27 protein-coding genes are annotated in these 16,783 nt (G+C 32.9%); 24 read left to right on the top strand and 3 right to left on the bottom strand.

Annotation, left to right across the window (positions count from 1 at the left end; translation table 11 throughout):
* Positions 1-5: 5 nt before the first annotated feature.
* From CKL_RS09675 to CKL_RS09595, 17 genes are all read left to right on the top strand, one after another.
* Positions 6-230 carry a hypothetical protein gene (locus tag CKL_RS09675; RefSeq protein WP_012102263.1) on the top strand — a complete coding sequence of 75 codons (225 nt, stop codon included), beginning with the start codon at positions 6-8 and terminating at the stop codon, positions 228-230.
* A 61-nt stretch (positions 231-291) separates the two neighbouring features.
* Complete coding sequence (locus CKL_RS09670; RefSeq protein ID WP_012102262.1) at positions 292-708, top strand: hypothetical protein; 417 nt, start codon at positions 292-294, stop codon at positions 706-708.
* A 148-nt stretch (positions 709-856) separates the two neighbouring features.
* Positions 857-2,332, top strand: a complete 1,476-nt coding sequence (locus CKL_RS09665; RefSeq protein WP_012102335.1) for a hypothetical protein — start codon at positions 857-859, stop codon at positions 2,330-2,332.
* Positions 2,333-2,352: 20 nt separating this feature from the next.
* The gene (locus tag CKL_RS09660; protein ID WP_012102260.1) at positions 2,353-2,730 is read left to right on the top strand and encodes a DUF2190 family protein; all 378 of its coding nucleotides are present in this window, start codon (positions 2,353-2,355) and stop codon (positions 2,728-2,730) included.
* A gap of 15 nt (positions 2,731-2,745) precedes the next feature.
* Positions 2,746-3,780, top strand: a complete 1,035-nt coding sequence (locus tag CKL_RS09655; protein WP_012102334.1) for a phage major capsid protein — start codon at positions 2,746-2,748, stop codon at positions 3,778-3,780.
* A 45-nt stretch (positions 3,781-3,825) separates the two neighbouring features.
* Positions 3,826-4,155, top strand: coding sequence for a hypothetical protein (locus CKL_RS09650; RefSeq protein ID WP_012102258.1), 330 nt, complete (start codon positions 3,826-3,828; stop codon positions 4,153-4,155).
* The gene (locus tag CKL_RS09645; protein WP_012102257.1) at positions 4,152-4,535 is read left to right on the top strand and encodes a hypothetical protein; all 384 of its coding nucleotides are present in this window, start codon (positions 4,152-4,154) and stop codon (positions 4,533-4,535) included. Before CKL_RS09650 ends, CKL_RS09645 begins: the two co-directional genes overlap by 4 nt.
* Positions 4,535-4,945, top strand: a complete 411-nt coding sequence (locus tag CKL_RS09640; RefSeq protein ID WP_012102256.1) for a hypothetical protein — start codon at positions 4,535-4,537, stop codon at positions 4,943-4,945. The genes CKL_RS09645 and CKL_RS09640 overlap by 1 nt, the downstream gene beginning before the upstream one ends.
* Before the next feature lie 3 nt (positions 4,946-4,948).
* Complete coding sequence (locus tag CKL_RS09635; protein ID WP_012102255.1) at positions 4,949-5,776, top strand: hypothetical protein; 828 nt, start codon at positions 4,949-4,951, stop codon at positions 5,774-5,776.
* A 3-nt stretch (positions 5,777-5,779) separates the two neighbouring features.
* On the top strand, positions 5,780-6,214 hold the full coding sequence (locus CKL_RS09630) for a YqzN/YkzM domain-containing protein (RefSeq protein ID WP_012102254.1): 435 nt from the start codon (positions 5,780-5,782) through the stop codon (positions 6,212-6,214).
* A 1-nt stretch (position 6,215) separates the two neighbouring features.
* Positions 6,216-7,634: a phage tail sheath family protein gene (locus tag CKL_RS09625; protein ID WP_012102332.1), complete on the top strand. Its 1,419-nt coding sequence runs from the start codon at positions 6,216-6,218 to the stop codon at positions 7,632-7,634.
* Positions 7,635-7,652: 18 nt separating this feature from the next.
* Positions 7,653-8,069, top strand: coding sequence for a phage tail tube protein (locus tag CKL_RS09620; protein WP_012102331.1), 417 nt, complete (start codon positions 7,653-7,655; stop codon positions 8,067-8,069).
* A gap of 76 nt (positions 8,070-8,145) precedes the next feature.
* Entirely contained in the window at positions 8,146-8,328 is a 183-nt protein-coding gene (locus tag CKL_RS09615; protein WP_012102330.1) for a type II toxin-antitoxin system HicA family toxin, read from the top strand.
* 45 nt (positions 8,329-8,373) lie between these two features.
* The gene (locus CKL_RS09610; RefSeq protein ID WP_012102329.1) at positions 8,374-8,772 is read left to right on the top strand and encodes a type II toxin-antitoxin system HicB family antitoxin; all 399 of its coding nucleotides are present in this window, start codon (positions 8,374-8,376) and stop codon (positions 8,770-8,772) included.
* A gap of 81 nt (positions 8,773-8,853) precedes the next feature.
* Positions 8,854-9,309 (top strand): phage tail assembly chaperone, encoded by a 456-nt coding sequence (locus CKL_RS09605; protein WP_012102328.1) that lies wholly within the window; start codon positions 8,854-8,856, stop codon positions 9,307-9,309.
* 287 nt (positions 9,310-9,596) lie between these two features.
* Positions 9,597-10,436: a tetratricopeptide repeat protein gene (locus CKL_RS09600; protein ID WP_012620535.1), complete on the top strand. Its 840-nt coding sequence runs from the start codon at positions 9,597-9,599 to the stop codon at positions 10,434-10,436.
* Between the two features lie 197 nt (positions 10,437-10,633).
* A complete protein-coding gene (locus tag CKL_RS09595) occupies positions 10,634-11,347 on the top strand; it encodes a Rha family transcriptional regulator (RefSeq protein ID WP_012102247.1) in 714 nt (237 codons plus the stop codon).
* 338 nt (positions 11,348-11,685) lie between these two features.
* Here the strand turns inward: CKL_RS09595 and CKL_RS09590 are convergent, their stop codons facing one another.
* Entirely contained in the window at positions 11,686-12,471 is a 786-nt protein-coding gene (locus CKL_RS09590) for a helix-turn-helix domain-containing protein (RefSeq protein WP_012102326.1), read from the bottom strand.
* Between the two features lie 164 nt (positions 12,472-12,635).
* Here CKL_RS09590 and CKL_RS09585 point away from each other — a divergent pair, with 164 nt between their 5' ends.
* From CKL_RS09585 to CKL_RS09565, 5 genes are all read left to right on the top strand, one after another.
* On the top strand, positions 12,636-12,830 hold the full coding sequence (locus CKL_RS09585; RefSeq protein ID WP_041700803.1) for a helix-turn-helix transcriptional regulator: 195 nt from the start codon (positions 12,636-12,638) through the stop codon (positions 12,828-12,830).
* A gap of 129 nt (positions 12,831-12,959) precedes the next feature.
* Positions 12,960-13,793 carry a BRO-N domain-containing protein gene (locus tag CKL_RS09580; RefSeq protein ID WP_041700802.1) on the top strand — a complete coding sequence of 278 codons (834 nt, stop codon included), beginning with the start codon at positions 12,960-12,962 and terminating at the stop codon, positions 13,791-13,793.
* Positions 13,790-13,984 (top strand): hypothetical protein, encoded by a 195-nt coding sequence (locus CKL_RS09575; RefSeq protein ID WP_148204837.1) that lies wholly within the window; start codon positions 13,790-13,792, stop codon positions 13,982-13,984. Before CKL_RS09580 ends, CKL_RS09575 begins: the two co-directional genes overlap by 4 nt.
* 98 nt (positions 13,985-14,082) lie before the next feature.
* Positions 14,083-14,502 (top strand): hypothetical protein, encoded by a 420-nt coding sequence (locus CKL_RS09570; RefSeq protein WP_012102242.1) that lies wholly within the window; start codon positions 14,083-14,085, stop codon positions 14,500-14,502.
* A gap of 181 nt (positions 14,503-14,683) precedes the next feature.
* Complete coding sequence (locus CKL_RS09565) at positions 14,684-14,863, top strand: hypothetical protein (RefSeq protein ID WP_041700800.1); 180 nt, start codon at positions 14,684-14,686, stop codon at positions 14,861-14,863.
* A 2-nt stretch (positions 14,864-14,865) separates the two neighbouring features.
* On the opposite strand, the gene CKL_RS09560 is transcribed toward CKL_RS09565, so the two are convergent.
* Positions 14,866-15,066, bottom strand: a complete 201-nt coding sequence (locus CKL_RS09560; RefSeq protein WP_041700798.1) for a hypothetical protein — start codon at positions 15,064-15,066, stop codon at positions 14,866-14,868.
* 83 nt (positions 15,067-15,149) lie between these two features.
* On the opposite strand from CKL_RS09560, the gene CKL_RS09555 reads away from it, so the two are divergent.
* The gene (locus tag CKL_RS09555) at positions 15,150-15,566 is read left to right on the top strand and encodes a hypothetical protein (RefSeq protein WP_242649412.1); all 417 of its coding nucleotides are present in this window, start codon (positions 15,150-15,152) and stop codon (positions 15,564-15,566) included.
* Here CKL_RS09555 and CKL_RS20290 read toward each other — a convergent pair whose 3' ends face one another.
* Positions 15,567-15,791, bottom strand: a complete 225-nt coding sequence (locus tag CKL_RS20290; RefSeq protein ID WP_041700797.1) for a hypothetical protein — start codon at positions 15,789-15,791, stop codon at positions 15,567-15,569.
* Positions 15,792-15,931: 140 nt separating this feature from the next.
* Between CKL_RS20290 and CKL_RS09545 the strand changes: the two genes are divergently transcribed.
* Entirely contained in the window at positions 15,932-16,672 is a 741-nt protein-coding gene (locus CKL_RS09545) for a hypothetical protein (RefSeq protein ID WP_012102239.1), read from the top strand.
* Positions 16,673-16,783: the final 111 nt, after the last annotated feature.

Genomic DNA, 16,783 nt, shown 5'->3' with positions numbered 1-16,783 from the left:
TGTTTATGAATGCACAATCAATTAAAGATTTAATATTGTCACTAACACAGGATATAGAGTTTAACTATAATAATGTGAATGGTTCAATTATTCCGTTAAGCCATGATAATATTTCAATGTCGTATGGTAACGTTAATAAAAGTTATAATGACGTAGATATACTGTTAAAGGATCCGTTTTTTAATGGTAAATCTCTAAATGAGATTGCTAAAGAAATAGAAATTATTTAATAAGCACTTACTAAAAAATAGTAGGTGCTTTTATTGTGCTTAAAATTAAGGAGGAATTGTTTTGAATATACCTGGTAAAGTTAAAATTGGAGGACATATCTATACAGTTAATTATACTGAAAATTTGGCTAGAGATAGGGATAGAATTGGTGAAAGCTGTGCTGATAAATTAAGTATAGACATTGATAAAAGCCTACCACAATCAATGAAAGAATCAGTATTTATCCATGAAATACTTGAACAATTTAATTTTGTTTACAATGTGGGATTAGAACATAAACAAATCTATGATTTAGAAACTGCGATTTATGCGCTTGTTAGAGATAATCCAAGTGTATTCAATGAAGAATTGATTCAGAGTAATATATGCGTTGATGCAAAAATAGATGATGATATCTTTGTAGATGATTTAGTCAATAAAGCTACTAATAAATTTGTTACAGAGTTCAGAAAGACACTTCAAGATATGAAAAGATAGGAGGGAAAAAAATGCATCACTACATTACAAAATACGAGGAAAATGGGAAAAGATATGCAGAGGCTTGGATACAAATTAATATGTTTAATTTATGCCTCTGCATATGGAAAAAGAAAACAGAGATATAAATATAGGTAGGTGATAAATAATGTTCCTATATAAACCTATAGGAGAGATGGATAGTGAAGTTTATGGAGAAATAGATCCTATAAATGCAAGTATATCTCAAATAAAGCCGGGTACTATTCCAGCAGCTCCAGGGGCAGATATAGATTTAATGAAATCAATGGACAAAGATCCTCTGGAAGTAGTTGTAGAAATACCTGCTGCTAAGAGTAAGAGAGGTTGGAATTACAAACCCGAAGCTTTGCAGGATATAGTAAACTATGTAAATCAAAATACATTAAGTGGATTTTTGGGGCACCAAAAACCAGAAAACCTGTCCAACGAATTCAAAATCCCTGTAACACACTGGGTAGGGGCAGAGATGAAAGACAATAAGGCATATTTTAGGGGAATAGTTGATGCGGCTGCTCCTGATCTTAAGAGATGGATAAGAACCAAAAGAATTAAGGAAGTCAGTATATTTGGCTATCCAAAGATAAAAAGGGATACTTCTGGGGTAAATGTAGTGGGATACAATCCATTGTCTATTGATTGGACACCACTTCACAGGCCAGGTATGCCTACAAATGTGGTAGGTATGGAGATGGATAATTTAGATGCAAAAGGGGAACAGCTTGACGGAACCTTTGAACAACTTAAACAGGAGTTGAAGGAATCTGTTAAAAGTGCTTTAAACGTAAAAGATGGTCAAGACTATGTATGGGTTAGAAATATCAGATATGATAATAACACCGTTATAGTAGAGCACGAACAAAGGGATCAACCTACAAAACTTTACAGCATACCATTTTCCATAGACAAAGATAATAAAATAGCCCTTGGAGATAAGACGGAAGTTATGGAAAAAAGAATATATGAGCCTGTAACTTCAAGTGAAATGGATAATAAAGGAGGAAATACGATTATGGAATTTAAAGAGATTATGGCTAATTTAAATGGATTATTACAGACTGGAAAAGTTACCTATTCCCAGGTACTTGGGGAGATGGGACTTACAAAAGAAAAAATAGCCGGAGAAATGGCAGATGTCAAAAGTGCTGTTGATGCTGAAAATTTACTTGATAAGATTAAAGACAATCTTAAAATAACTGGTGAGATGGATATAGTAAATACTATTAAGAAGGAAAATGAGACACTTGAAAAAGTAAAGGAAGTTCTAGGGGTTACAGGTGAGATAGATATAGTAGATGTAGCTAAAAAAGCCCATGAAGCTGTAGAAAATTCTAAAAAAGCAGAATTTAAAAAGGTCGTAGATGATTTGGTAAAAGAAAAAGTTGCAGGAGAGATAGCTCAGAACTTAGTTAAAAAGATGTTAAAAGTTGAAGATGGAGCTACAAAAGAAATTATAGCAGGTGAAATTGATAATATCTTAAAAGATGATTTTGTAAAAAGCTTCATATCTGGTGAACATATTGACATGGCACCGGGAATAGGTACTTCAATTGACAATAAAACCGAAACATCAGGTATATTAAAGACTAGAAGGATATCAATTTAAGGAAAGGAAAGTGATTATAGATGGCATTTACAGGACAACCTACGCCAAGTACGATAATAAATATATCAAGTGGAAAAATCAGTGATGGTAAATCAGTCAGACTTACAGCTACAGAGGAAGTTGCACAAGGAAACTTTTATCAGATAGGAGGATTCTTTGGACTTGCCAATCAAGATGCAGCAGTGGGAGAAGAAGTAGTGCTTGCAATTGAACAGGCAGAATATGAAACAAATCAGATAAAGACTGATGAGGAATTTGCAGTAGGTACCTCGATTTACTTTGATGCTACCAGTAAAGTTTTAACTGAAACTGCTGGTACCAATAAAAAAGTTGGGATTGTATCCTCTGCCAAAGACAGCAACAATGTAATATGGTTCATATTAGGACCACAAGTATAAGGAGGCTTATAAAACATGGTAAAAATTTATAGTATAGATTCATTAAGAGAAGCAAAGAAAACACAGACTATAGATACCGTAATACCTTTTAAATTAAATGGTAAAGAGTATTTAGCTCCTAAAAAGATAGTCAATGGTGAAATGGAAACTTACGTTCTTACAAAACCTATAGGGGAAATGCTAAGAAGCAACAGCCTGGCACAATATAAGGATTTGTTAAAAAAAGTGGTACTTGACGTTGAACTTGGACGTGAGCAGATACCACTTTTATATTCTCCTATTTATGATTTGCTTTCAGACCCAACCATGCCAAAGCTTATAGATGCAAAATGGGCTTTGACCGGAACGGTAGTATTTACAGAGCATATGGAAGGGGAAGAAGTTAAATTTGGTGCCCTTCAAGTTGAATATGGGCCAACTGCAAGGCTTTTAACTTATACGGCTGGTTTTGAATATACAAAGGAAATGAAGGATTTTAATGATAATTTCTCTGTGGATATACTGAACAGGTCTATGGGTGAAGCGTATAATGCTCTTCTTAACCACATATATCTTTCTCCGATAATCAACTATACTTACAAGACAGCTAATAAAACTCCATATCAGGGGTCAGCTGATGAGGACGTGTGGGTAAGGTACTATAAAACATTGACCCAGGCAATAATTGATTGTAACAAGGCTAAAAGGCCAGGTACTGTTTTACTTGCATCCAGTATGAATAAGGATAATATTGAAATGGCGCTTAAAGGTGGATATCAGATAAATGGCACTACTTATCCTGCTGTAAGTGGAATAAGTTCAATAGTTTACTATGATGGATGGGCTACTCAAGTTGGAAGAAAGAGTTATTCATATCCAGGAGTAGCTGATGGAAAGTGTTACCTGATAAGACCTAAGAGAGGATTCAAGGAGCTTTTGAAACAGGACCTTCAAATAGAATCACAGGCGGGGGATCTTTCAAGATTAGTGGAACAGCAGATTGTAGGATATGCTTACAGGGGATGTTATGCTGCCATAGATGAAAATGTACAGGAAATAACTTTAGGATAGGGTTCATTAATTTTAAATGGACTCTATTTTCATGGAGGTGATATTGTGACACCCACTGATAGTTTAAGAACAAAATTAAGAATGTTGCTAAACGATAGGGACAGCAAGACGTTCACTGATGATGAACTGGATTCTCTAATATCTGATGCAGACTGTATATATTGTGCCGCCAGCGAAGGATGGATGATGAAAGCCACTATGCAGGAGAGTAATATCGATACTCCTAATCAATATCAAGTTGGACAAGAGAGATATCAATATTCAACTATCACTGACGTGGCAAACCTATGTTACAAAAATGCAGAGAAATATAAGTCAATGTGTACCGGAAGAAGCAGTTTTATAATTGGTTCAGATGTGGAGATAAACCTATGATTACAGCAGAGAGAAGAAAAAGGGATATAAACTGGAGCATAGCTCAAAACCCTACAGAAATATCTTTTACTAAGGTTGTCAAAGAGATTGTAAATGGTCATTTTGCAGAAGTGTCCAAAGATATAACTTTAACAGTTAGGATATTTCCACAGAAAACTTATGACAGCAGTATAACAGTTTCTTCAGGTACAATAGGTACTTCTTATAAAAATACAGCCTATGGAATGCTTGCAGACAGCGAAGCAGATTTAAGTGTAGACAGTAAAACTTCAATAGAATTTGACTGTTCTTATGGTCATATGAAAGTAAAAAATGTGTATCCACAGATAATAAATGGAGAAATATGTGGGTATGATTGCGGCTTGGAGAAGGTGATGTAATGGCTTTTAGTGATAATGTACTGGATTTTATAAATAGGAAAAATGCCTTAATGCATTCTTTCTGTGATAATTGGGCAAGAAATTTAGAAAATGAAGCTAAAATGAATGCACCATGGAAAGATAGGTCAGCACATGCCAGACAGTCGCTTCATGGAGATGTGAAAGTTGAAAATAAGGAATATACTATTTCTTTAAGTCATGGAGTGGAATACGGGGGAGTGCTTGAAGATGGTTCGAAACCGCATATAATAAGGCCAAAGAATAAGAAAGCCTTATATTGGAAGGATGCAGATCATCCAGTTAAGCTTGTGCATCATCCAGGTACCAAGAAATATGCAACAGTAGGTCCTACTATGGAAAAAAATAAATATAAAATCAGAGATGATGTGATTAGATTATGGGAGGATTAGTATATGCGTGACGGAATAAGGGAAAAGTTACTGGATAGTATTCCAGAGCTTAAAGAGTGTTATGAACCTACTGTTCCTGATAAATCCACAGAAAAGCCTTATGCTGTAATTCTTCAAGGCTCTGATGATAAACAGAACAATCCTACATCCTACAGTAGAGGCATACAGATATGGCTTTATGATAAGAGGCTGACATTCAATACCCTGGATAGTTTGATGGAAAAAGTTATAGCAGCATTGGATTTACAGACTATAACAAAAGATACAGGGGAAAGTTATACATGTGTTTTTAATGGAACCATTGGTGATGATGTTATAGACGAAGAATGGGATGCTATTGCAAGGGGGCTTAAATTCAACGTTATAGCTCTTCATGAAGAAAGTGAATCCTATGTAGATTCGTGGGTTGGAGCTGTATCCAATTATATAAATGGTCTTATAAATATTCCTGTGTATCCTGAGTACTGGGTAAAAAATTTTGCGGTACCTTCTGTATTGTGCAGGGTACTTAAAACTGATTTATCTCCTGCAACACTTGGAGCTAACAGGGTTATGAAGACTATAAGATGCCATTTTGTGAGCAGAGATAAAAGTATGGCCAATAAATTTATTGATACTGTAGAAAGTCAATTAATCCAGGATACAAAGATACCTTTGGATATAGCAGATAGAAGGTATTTGACCATAAGCAGCATAAGGGAAGATAGAGAAGCAGACCCATTTACTGTGGGTCAACTTAGCGTGGATTTTTTCAGGCTTGAAAATATCAAGAGAAAAAATATTCCTGTCATGAATAAAATCTATGGCAGGGGTTCGATAAAGGAGGAGTAATTTATGGCAGAAGATAACGTAAAGGATAAAGCCACTTCAACTGAAAGTACCACAGGTGCTAACACTTCATCAATTAGTGGTATAGGTTCAACACCGGTTACATCTGTAAATAGTGCTGTAGATGATAAAAAAGATAAACCTATTTCTAGTGGGGCAAATATTCAGACACAAGCTTCAACTACAAATGTGGATATAAAAACAAGTACATTATCAAGTGGTAGTACAAGTTCAAGTGTGCCAATATCTACAGTGGAGGTCAATACAACTAAGCCAGAAGTTAAATACCCAATTGAGGATTTAATTAAAAATAGTAAAGCACTTACAGGCCATAAAAGAGAAGTGGCAGTGGGTGCTTTGTTTGATTGTAAAGAAAAGGAACTTACAAAAGAAAGTTTTAAGAAATTAATAGAAGATTTTCTAAAAAGGAAGGTGAAATAAGGTGGCAGGAACTTGGAGTGAAACGAATAAACAGATTATACCAGGGTTTTACAATAGGTTTAAATGGATGGCTGAAAACAGGCTGACACAAGGCACTAAGGGAGTTGTGGCTATGCCGGTCAAGAGCGATTGGGGGCCTATGAAGAAAGTTACTTCTGTAAGTACAGAATCGGAATTGATAAAGGCATTTGGAAGTAATAGTACATTAAGTGCCTATAGACTTGGGAGATTAGTTCTTTTGGGGCAGCCCTCAGAGCTTCTCTTATATAGGATGGGCGATGATAGTGAAAAAGCTGCAAGCATAACATTAAAGGATACTACTGGAACTCCTGTGGATGTTATAAAACTTGAGACTTTATATCCTACAACTAGGAACTTTAATGTTTCAGTAAAGCCTGATATTGCAGATGAAACCTTAATAGATGTAACTTTATATGAAGGAACTGGACAGTTATATACATTCAAGGTATCCGGAAGCATAAGTGAAATTGTAGAACAGATAAATGGAGACAGTGAAAATATATGGCTTAAAGCTACTAAAGTTGCAGATGGCAACGATACTTTGGCAAGCATAGTAAATCAACCACTGGAAGGTGGCAGCAATGGAACTGAGAATATAACAAATGAAAACTACGTGGATGCTATGGCAGCTTTTGAACAATACAAGATAAATGTATTTACATTGGATGGTATAGCAGATACTGCCCTTCAAACAACAGTTCAGGCATGGATAGACAGAAATAAAGCTGTAGGCTATGACGTTATAGGTTGTTTTGGAGGTTCATCTAGTACTAGTATTGATGCTGCCAATACACAATCAAAGGCATTTAATGATGAATGCGTAGTGAATGTAGGTAATGGGGGCATTTATGAGGGCGTAACTTATACCCCTGCAGAAAGTGCTTGTTATGTGGCAGGAATAATAGCAGCCGCAACTATGAAGGAAAGTATCTGCAATAAAGAAACTATCTTTTCAGATGTATACCCAAAATTAAACAGAGAACAGATAGTACAATGTTTGAAATCAGGAACTTTGATATTTGCAGGAGATGGTATTGCTACAAATGCCATAGTGGTTGATGATGTGAATACATTAAAATCCTATGGAGAAGACCAGAGTGAGTCTCTTGGATATATTAGAGCTGTTAGATTCATGCACACAGTAAATGCAGATACAACTATTACAAAAAGAGACTATATAGGAAAAACTCCTAATGGAGATTTAGGGCAGAAAGTTGTTTTATCGGCATTAAAGCAGTACTTCGAAACACTGCAAATTGATGGAGTGATAGGAGATTTTTCAGTTGAAGTTGACACTGACCTGCAGGTAAATGCAAAAGATGATGAATTCTACTGGAAATGGGCTGCGGATTACGTAAATGTAATGAAGAAAATATACGGAACTGGCTATATAAGCTAGGAATAGGAGGGATAAATTATGACAGATGTATTAGAGGCAGGAAGGGCGATACATGGACGTTTTGGAGAAGTTTTAGTTGATGGAGTTAAACAGACCAACCTGCAGGAGTGTACAGCAGATGTGGAACCAGATATTAAAGAGCTCAATCTATTGGGGGCGGACTGGGTTCAATATAAATCAGGGATAAAAAAAGGTACTGGAACCATGAAAGGTTATAAAGTAACAAGTGATATGATAGAAAGAGGATTCAAGAGATTCGAAATAATAACTAAACTTGACGACCCCGAAGCTTATGGGTATGAATCCATAAGGTTAAAAAATTGCATGGCTACAAAGCTGCAGTTAATAAATTTAAAAGCAGGAGACCTCGTAGAAGAGGAAACACCTTTCAATTTCAGTGGTTATGAGCTTTTGGATAAAATAGAAGTTGCTTAGATGAAAATAAGTATATTTATATATCTTGACACGCATAAACAACACGCTTAAAATTATAGGTGTTAGGAGGAAAATTATGAAAATCAAAGAACTGGTTAAAAAGCTAGAAAAAGCTGGATGGTATTATTCTTATCAAAGAGGATCTCATATGTATTTCAAACATAAGGATAAACCTAATAAAGTGCCAGTTCCTAATCATAAAGGTGATATTCCTAAAGGCACTTTAAACGCGATACTTAAACAGGCAGGAATTAAATAGTTCTTGCTGCAATAAAATATACTAATAATTATTGAGGTGTTGTTTATGAAAGATAAATATACTTTTCCAGCTGTATTTGAAAGAGAGGAAAATCAATATTGTGTTAATTTTCCTGATTTAGGATGTGCTACGTTTGGGGATAACTTAGATGAAGCAATGTATATGGCAAAAGATTTACTTGAAGGTTATCTGTGGGGGTTAGAGGATGAAGGTGAAAAAATACCTGCAGCAACTAATCCTGAAGATGTGAAAGTTACTAAAGGTCAGTTTGTTGTTCCTATTACAGCCCATATGGTTGATATTAGAAACGAAATGATGAATAAATCTGTCAACAAAAATGTGACTTTACCAAGATGGCTAAATAAAATAGCTGAAGAAAATAAAATTAACTTTTCACAGGTATTACAATCAGCCATTAAAGAAAGGCTTAATATTAGAAATTAATAGTTAATAATTTTAAAAGAATCGCTTAAATGCGGTTCTTTTCTTATGTTTTAAAATAATTATTTAGGAGGAATTTAAGATATGGATATAGAAAAAATGCAAAACATGAGTGAAGATGATATTATAGATGCGCTTTTAGGTGAAATAGAGGTACCTACAAGGACAGTTGTTATACAGAGGCTTGGAATACCAATAAAATTAAAGGCTCTAACAGGCAAGCAGATAAGTAAAATAAGAAAGGACAATACACATTCAGAAAAGGTAAAAGGCTCTAAGCTTGAAAAAGATGTATTTGATGATGAAAATTTTAATGCAGATATAATTGAAAAAGCTACGGTGTCCCCTAATTGGAATAATGAGAAATTAAAAGCTGCTTTAAGCGTTAGTAATGGAAAAGAAGTTATAAAAAGGCGATTACTTGCAGGAGAAATGGATGATTTAATAAACAAGATCTTTGATTTAAGTGGATACAATGATGAAGCTGAGGATATAGAAGATATAAAAAACTCATCAGGGCTAGATACAAACTTTATTTAATAAATTTTCTTTGGGTAAGGCATAATTTAAGATTCGGAGAATTTTATAATATGCCTGAATATGAACAAAAGTTGTATCTAGCCAGTGCTGAACTTGAAATAGAAGCAGAAAATAAGCTTACAAAGAAGTAGTATAATTAACGCTATTTTAAGTGGAATAATGATACATTCTTTGAAATGCATTTTAATAGAAATTACCCCATAAATCTTGTATTATGGAATAGGTTGGACAAAATATATACAATTTGTTACAATATTGTTGATAAAGTATGAATTAAGGGGGAGATTATGTTGAAAAAATTACTTTCTAAACTAGCAATAATGTCAATAGTAATTTTATCAGTTGGATTTGTGGGGTGTACACCTAAAGGAGATCCTGTTCAAGTCTTGAATAGTTATTATGACAATATTAAAAATGGAGATGCAGAAGCAGCCTATGATACTTTGGCAGAGGCAAGTAAGAAGAATTTTCAAAAAGAAGATTTTATAAAATGGGTTGAAACTCAAAAAGAAACTTATACTTTTAAAGGTGCAAAAATAGATAAAGGTAATGAGTACAAAAATAAAAAATTAGATAACATTACTTATGAAAATGCTGTTGAATTTAATGTAGTTGATAGTAGCCATGATAATTATAATAACAAGGATGCGTCAGTAAATTATAAAAGATATATTGTCAATGACAATGGTGGATGGAAAGTATATCGGGAAAAAGAAAATGGAAAAGATGTGTTGACAGATTCTATGAATGATCTAGCTTGGATGTATATTGAAGGAAAAGGAAAAGATAAAGACTTAAATCAGGGAGCAACAATCTTAAATGAAGCGATCAAAATATCTCCTAGTTATAATGAAAGTTACTATGCCTTAGCATATGTTTATTCACATTTAGAAAGATATGACGAATCAATCAGTGCTGCAAATAAATATATAGAAAATACTAAATCTAATGAAGAAAAGTCAAATGCATATAATATATTAGGGTTAGACTATGAAGGTAACAAAGATTATGAAAATGCTAAGAAGTATTTTAATCAAGCTATACAATTAGATTCTAATAATCAATATGCTAAAACTAATTTACAGCAATTGGGACAGTTAGAGCAGCTAAGTAGCGTATTCGACTAAGAGCATACAATAATAGTAATAAAAGAATCACTCATGTGGTTCTTTTTTATATTCAAAAATAATAAAAAACACCTTTTGGGGTGTTTTTTATTTTGGGGCAAAGAACGTCGTGAGACATGCTGAACCTCCTAGGAGAGAGGAATGACCGGGTATGTTCCGGTCGCTCCTAGATAAATAAATTTTAGGAGGAAAATTTAATGAAAGAATTAATAGATTTAGGGTTATTTACAAAGAGAGAAAGAGCATTAGTAAGCAGTAGGATTATTGCTAAAAATTTTGATAAAAGGCACGATCAGGTATTAAGAGATATTGAAAATATTATTAAGGGTCTCCACAAAATTGAGGAAACCCCTATAAGGAATTATTTTATAAAAAGTAGTTATTTGCATGAACAAAATAATCAGAAATACCCAGAATATATTATGACACGTGATGGATTTAGCTTGCTTGTTATGGGATTTACAGGACAAAAAGCCTTGCAGTGGAAATTAAAATATATTGAAGCTTTTAATAAAATGGAAGCCTTTATTAAAGAAAAGCAATCCAGTGAATGGCTCCAAACAAGAAAGAATGGAAAGCTTGTAAGAAGAAGTGAGACGGATTCTCTAGATGAATTACTAAAATATGCAATTAATCAAGGTAGCAAAACATATGAAAAGAATCCAGATTTAATATTTACTAATTATTCAAGATTGGTAAACACCCAAGTAGGTATTAAAAAAGGACAAAGAGAATATGCAACTAGAAAGGTATTAGACACTATAGCATTTATAGAAGATATGATATTAAATACAGTAAGGGAAGAAATGGAAAATGGTACAGAATACCATGATATTTATGCTATATGCAAAGAAAGAGCAGAGCAAATAGTTAAATATGCTTACTTACCAATGCAAAGATTAATAGCTTAATTTTGTTCTAGGGTTTTGCACAACGCTTGAAGCGTATTGCAAAAATTTTATTGAAATAATTATTTTTATTTAATCTTTAATTAACTACCCTCTAGCAGTTAAATACTAAAGGATTTTTTTTTATTTGTCTCCTAACTATTCTATAAATAATAATTGTTGATATTGATGCAGAAATTAGTAAATTATATGTTTCTAATATAGTTTTTAAGTTATGAATAATAGAATTCATATCAATTACTCCTTTGCTTAAGATCAATTATAGTATTAGCATAATTCTAATTTTTATACTAAACTTTTTCATAGAAAAACACACCCGTTTTAAAGGCGAGTGTGGGTGTTTATTTGTCTCTACTTTTAGATATCTTAAATAACTCAAATTCAACTAGGTTTTTTAATTTTTCGCCCAAACTTTTATATTCATCATCTGATAAATTTAATTTCGTGAAGTCCTTATCTACGTAATAGCAAATTGTGGCGATAGCTTCATAAAATGCACCAGGATGTAAAATCTCAGATTTTGCAAAAAAACCTCCTGGTATTTGTATGTAATCTTCATTATTTTTATTATTTATATATGGATAGAATTGATTGATAAAATCTTTATCATCATTAGTTAATTCTGATAATAAATCGTCTTTTGAGATTCTACCATTTAAAAAAATTTTTTTTAATAATTCAGCTTGATGATTATTTTTGTCTTTATTGTTATATACAGCTGTTGTAACAGCATCTGATAGAATCCACTGTGCAATTTCTTCATCTGTGCAATCAGTATATTTAGCTATTTGTTGAATTTCATCACAAGTTGCATCATCGTTTTTAAGTAGGGAATTTAATCTATCTATATGAATTTTTGTATCTGTAGATAATTGTTCTAAATTTACACCTCCAGATATGAGTTGTTTTAAAACTTTTTTAGTAACGGTATCTTTTTCACCAGCTAAATCGTTAATAGTTACATCAAGAGCTTTAGCTATTTTATTTAAAGTTTCTATGCTAGGTTCTCTCTTGTTATTTTCATACCTAGTTATAGTAACTGGCGTAACTCCAATTTTTTCGGCTAATTGTTTTTGTGTTAAATTTTTAGATTCTCTTATTTCTTTGATCTTTGCACCAACATTCATTTTACCACCTCATAGTAATTATATATGTATTATATCCAAAACGGAATATATTTATATAATATTTTTAAAAAAGTACCAATTTAGTATTGACTTCATACCGAAATGGATATAATATATGAATATAGATTACCAATATGGTATTAAAACAAAATAGGAGTGGTAATATGGAAGTCAAGAAAGCAAGAATAAAAAAAGGACTTACACAAGCTCAATTATGTAAGATAGTAAAAACAAGTCCTAAAAAGTTAGTTGCTATAGAAAGAGGAGACTATGGAAATGTGACAAAGTCATTGATGGAAAGAATTTCAACAGCACTTGATTCAACTGTAAAGGATCTGTTTTTCAATGAAGAAAACTAAAAACCCTTTGTTCCAGTTTGGCGACTCAACAAAGGGTTTAACTCAAAATAGTACTCTGTACTCATTATTATATACTATTTTGAGTTATTTTAAAACATTTTTTAAAATAATAAATTGGAGGTAATAATAATGAGCAACAATTTAATGCTGTTTGAAGGACATGACGTAGAAGTGTTTGAGATAAATGGGATGGTTTATTTTAACCCTTATCATGTAGGAGAGTGTCTAGGTATAGCGAAGGAAACGGTAAGATATCATCTAACTAAAATGAATAATAAACAAGCTGTTAAATTTACAAATTCGGATGTTGGTTTAGCAAACATCCGAAAATTAAATAATGCAGGGGAGAAGTTTCTTACTGAAAGCGGAGTTTATAAAATAGCATTTAAGAGCGAAAAACCAGAAGCAGAAAAATTTACAGATTGGGTAACTGATGAAGTTCTTCCTTCTATAAGGCAAACAGGAGCTTACATTTCAGAGAAGGCTAACACAGAAGCCTTAAAAGAAAACAACCAACCTGAAAAACTAGAAACCATAAATAAATCAGTAGAGCTTGTATCACCTTTGTTAGATGTTGCCGGGGTAGATAATACTATTAAATTACTGGTAGTTAAAACATTATTCTCTAAAGCAGGAGTGGACATACCCATAGAAATAGAAGCAAGGGAAAAGTTCTATGATACCAAACAGATAGCCAAAATGGTTGGAATGTATTCTAAAACAGGCAATCCTGCATTTGGAGCAGTAGGACAGATAATTAAAAAGCTGGATATTGAAGAACATGAGAAAGAGGTTGTATGGGAAAGTAGTGGTTCATGGCAGGGTACTGTGATCAAATATACTGAATCTGTATCTGATAAAGTCAACAAGTGGCTTAAAGAAAATGGATATCCTGTGGACATACCAAGCAAGAACAAAACCTTTCATGTGGTTTACAAACCACTTAGAGAGGTGGCTATATGATGATGGAGGAAAGTTTACGAAGAGTACCTACCACTCAAGAACTTATATATAATCTCAAAGAACTTTCTAAAAATTATTTGGACAACTTCACGACTGATGAAATAATAGCTATAAAAGAAAAACGTATTTCTGAAAGTGAATTTATATCTTTAACAAGGCAAGTTAAAGAAATTATGCTACACTTTTTTTAATATTGTAATTGAAGTGTCAAGACAAAATACAAAAACAGCTGTATAATTTAGGCAATAAGATATGATATAATAAAATAAATATGTGAGCTGTGGAAAGGGTGAATTTGTTGGATAAGGAAATATTAGAATTACTAAAGTCAATGCAGAAGGATATTAAAGATGTCAATGATAAAGTAAATAATTTATCTGAGGGTCAAAATAATCTTACGAATGAAGTTAGCAGTCTTAAAGGCGAAGTCAGAAAAAACTCAATTAAACTGGAAAGTATTGAAAAGAAGATTGATATAATAGCAGAGGTGCAGACAGCACACAAGGAACAAGATGTAAGGGGATTTCAGGGTATTAGTAATTCTATAAAGGATAAGGACAGCTTGATTTCATCAGCAGTTAAAGACATTTCGAAGGACGTTAAAGAACTAAAACAGGGTCAGGATGAAATAAAGGAAGATATTAAAAAAGTTAAGATTGCCACTGGCAATAACTGCATTGAAATTGAATATTTAAAGGCAACTAAATAAATAGAACATAAATAAGCACTTGCTGTAATGGCAGGTGCTTTTGTTATGGGGTGGAAGGAGGTGGCATGATGAATAAAAAGATTTACAAAATTTAAGTTCGGTAGAGCTTGAATTGATTCAGGTTCAAATTAAAGAATTTAAATTGAGCTATTAATAATGTCTTGATTAAGGAGGAATTTCAATGACTAAAGAACAATTACAAATAATACTTACACATGATTTCGGTAAACCAGGGCTTCTTGATGAACAGGAAAAGGAAGTAGCTCTAAAAATATTAGATAACTTAAAAGGAACTGTGGTAATTAGAGCTACTTCTATTTTAGAATTTTGCTTAAAAGCTATTCAGCATAGCGTGGTGTAGTATTATTTAATGATTTTATTTAATAATCCACGATATTCATCATTCTTAGAATCCTGTTCTTTAAGAACTTTTTCAATTTTTGCTGAGGTATCTTGATAGCTTTTAATTAAATCCTCAGGAGTACTGTTTTGGAAATCAAAGGTTCTAAAAACATACTCCTTGGATAGATCAAAAATAAGTTGTTTTTCAAAGCTTTCTGCCATATATTATCACCTTCCCAAAGATGATAATTCTACAAATAAATATTATAACCTTTAACAAATAATGGGATAAGGAGGTGAGGCTAGTGGACAAAGCATTAGAACAAAAGTATGAGGAATTAGAAAAAAGAGTGGCTGCACTTGAAGGACAAGCACAGCCATTAGAAAGTCAAGATATAAAATCTGAATTATTTTCTATCTTGAATACAGCAAGTTTCCTTGTGAATAAAGCATTACCTATGATAATAAGTATGGATGAATTATTTCCCCATAAGCTAGTGGAAGGGGTGAGAATGATGGAAAATCAAGAAATCAGAGAAAAACCCATACAGGAGAACCAACCTCCTATACGGGAAGAATTAAATCAAAATGAGAAATACAAAATAACACGTAAGATTTTTTCTGTTTTTAGTGAAAATAATCTTTCAATCAAACAAGCCAAAGAAATTATGACAGAAACTGTTGATGCTTTAGAAAATATTTATCCTTGGAATAAAAAATAATCATTCAAATTCAAAAGTCCAGTGAGGTTTACGATAACCGTCTGTAATTTCATTAAGAGATTCATGTATATCATTAAGTTTTATTATTGAGTCTTTGAAATCTTGAAATTTATCTTCAGGAAATTTGGAATCGCAATTTTGACAGATTATTGTAGTTTTATCTTTAAAATTATTTGCATCAATATTAAAACTTTCGCCACATTGGCAAGTAAGTTTAACTTTCATCACCATTATCACCTACCTTTTAAAGTGATAATTCTACAAATAAATACCAAACCTTTAGAAGATAATGGGATAAGGAGGTGAGTGCCAAATTATAGTGTTTTGAAATAATCAAATAAATCATTCAGGAAGGAGGCGAGAGTTTGGCTGAAAGAGAAATATATCACTTGGACATTGTGATCGGTGTACAGGGGGATGAATCAAGTAAAAAGAAGATAAGTGCTCTTGACAGATATTTTGAACAGACACAAAAAAGAGCAAATATATTAAATAAAATGTCAGTGTCACCTTCTGCAAAGATAAACGATAGAGCTACCAGCAGGATTGAAAAAATCAATTCAACTTTAAACAAGTTAAATAGGCTTGTAGCTTCTCCTACTGTAATGATTAAAGATAAGGTATCTGGCTCATTGAGTATAATGAGAAGTGGAATAAATAAAGTAATATCTGCAGCCACATCACTCCAAGGTGTACTTTTAGGAGTTGGTGGTACATGGGCTGGAATAATAAAACCCATGCAGCTATCTGGGGATTTTGAACAAACCCAGATAGCATTTACTACAATGCTTAAAAGTGCAGAGCAGGCAAATTCATTCCTGACTCAAGCTCAAAATATGGCGAATGCAACACCTTTCGAATTTCCACAATTAGCTGATGCAAGTAAGAAAATGCTTGCCTTTGGGTGGGATGTTAAAAGTATTCTGCCTGATTTATCTACAATAGGAGATGCTGCATCTGGACTGGGGCTTGGAGCCGAAGGAATAAATCAAATAACTTTGGCACTCGGTTTAATAATATTATTTGGCCGAGTTATAAATCGGATAAAAACGGTGAATCCTAAAGGTTTTAATAAAACCTATGGTAATACCGTGCTAAGCTTATAGATTACGAAAGGCTATAAGTAGTGTAGAGCGTAGAAGGTGAATAAATATAATCCTTCCAAGAGTACCCGACAACTAATATTAAAGGTTGTCCTTTTTATTGGTTGAAAATGT

Source organism: Clostridium kluyveri DSM 555 (assembly GCF_000016505.1).
GTDB lineage: Bacteria > Bacillota > Clostridia > Clostridiales > Clostridiaceae > Clostridium_B > Clostridium_B kluyveri.
Note: the sequence above shows the minus strand (reverse complement) of the source record. Positions and strands in the feature narration are given on the sequence as shown.

Coding starts and splice junctions, on each gene's coding strand:
- CKL_RS09675 (WP_012102263.1), top strand. CDS start 6: ATGAATGCACAATCAATTAAAGATTTAATATTGTCACTAACACAGGAT.
- CKL_RS09665 (WP_012102335.1), top strand. CDS start 857: ATGTTCCTATATAAACCTATAGGAGAGATGGATAGTGAAGTTTATGGA.
- CKL_RS09660 (WP_012102260.1), top strand. CDS start 2,353: ATGGCATTTACAGGACAACCTACGCCAAGTACGATAATAAATATATCA.
- CKL_RS09655 (WP_012102334.1), top strand. CDS start 2,746: ATGGTAAAAATTTATAGTATAGATTCATTAAGAGAAGCAAAGAAAACA.
- CKL_RS09645 (WP_012102257.1), top strand. CDS start 4,152: ATGATTACAGCAGAGAGAAGAAAAAGGGATATAAACTGGAGCATAGCT.
- CKL_RS09640 (WP_012102256.1), top strand. CDS start 4,535: ATGGCTTTTAGTGATAATGTACTGGATTTTATAAATAGGAAAAATGCC.
- CKL_RS09635 (WP_012102255.1), top strand. CDS start 4,949: ATGCGTGACGGAATAAGGGAAAAGTTACTGGATAGTATTCCAGAGCTT.
- CKL_RS09630 (WP_012102254.1), top strand. CDS start 5,780: ATGGCAGAAGATAACGTAAAGGATAAAGCCACTTCAACTGAAAGTACC.
- CKL_RS09620 (WP_012102331.1), top strand. CDS start 7,653: ATGACAGATGTATTAGAGGCAGGAAGGGCGATACATGGACGTTTTGGA.
- CKL_RS09615 (WP_012102330.1), top strand. CDS start 8,146: ATGAAAATCAAAGAACTGGTTAAAAAGCTAGAAAAAGCTGGATGGTAT.
- CKL_RS09610 (WP_012102329.1), top strand. CDS start 8,374: ATGAAAGATAAATATACTTTTCCAGCTGTATTTGAAAGAGAGGAAAAT.
- CKL_RS09605 (WP_012102328.1), top strand. CDS start 8,854: ATGGATATAGAAAAAATGCAAAACATGAGTGAAGATGATATTATAGAT.
- CKL_RS09600 (WP_012620535.1), top strand. CDS start 9,597: ATGTTGAAAAAATTACTTTCTAAACTAGCAATAATGTCAATAGTAATT.
- CKL_RS09595 (WP_012102247.1), top strand. CDS start 10,634: ATGAAAGAATTAATAGATTTAGGGTTATTTACAAAGAGAGAAAGAGCA.
- CKL_RS09590 (WP_012102326.1), bottom strand. CDS start 12,471: ATGAATGTTGGTGCAAAGATCAAAGAAATAAGAGAATCTAAAAATTTA.
- CKL_RS09585 (WP_041700803.1), top strand. CDS start 12,636: ATGGAAGTCAAGAAAGCAAGAATAAAAAAAGGACTTACACAAGCTCAA.
- CKL_RS09580 (WP_041700802.1), top strand. CDS start 12,960: ATGAGCAACAATTTAATGCTGTTTGAAGGACATGACGTAGAAGTGTTT.
- CKL_RS09575 (WP_148204837.1), top strand. CDS start 13,790: ATGATGATGGAGGAAAGTTTACGAAGAGTACCTACCACTCAAGAACTT.
- CKL_RS09565 (WP_041700800.1), top strand. CDS start 14,684: ATGACTAAAGAACAATTACAAATAATACTTACACATGATTTCGGTAAA.
- CKL_RS09560 (WP_041700798.1), bottom strand. CDS start 15,066: ATGGCAGAAAGCTTTGAAAAACAACTTATTTTTGATCTATCCAAGGAG.
- CKL_RS20290 (WP_041700797.1), bottom strand. CDS start 15,791: ATGAAAGTTAAACTTACTTGCCAATGTGGCGAAAGTTTTAATATTGAT.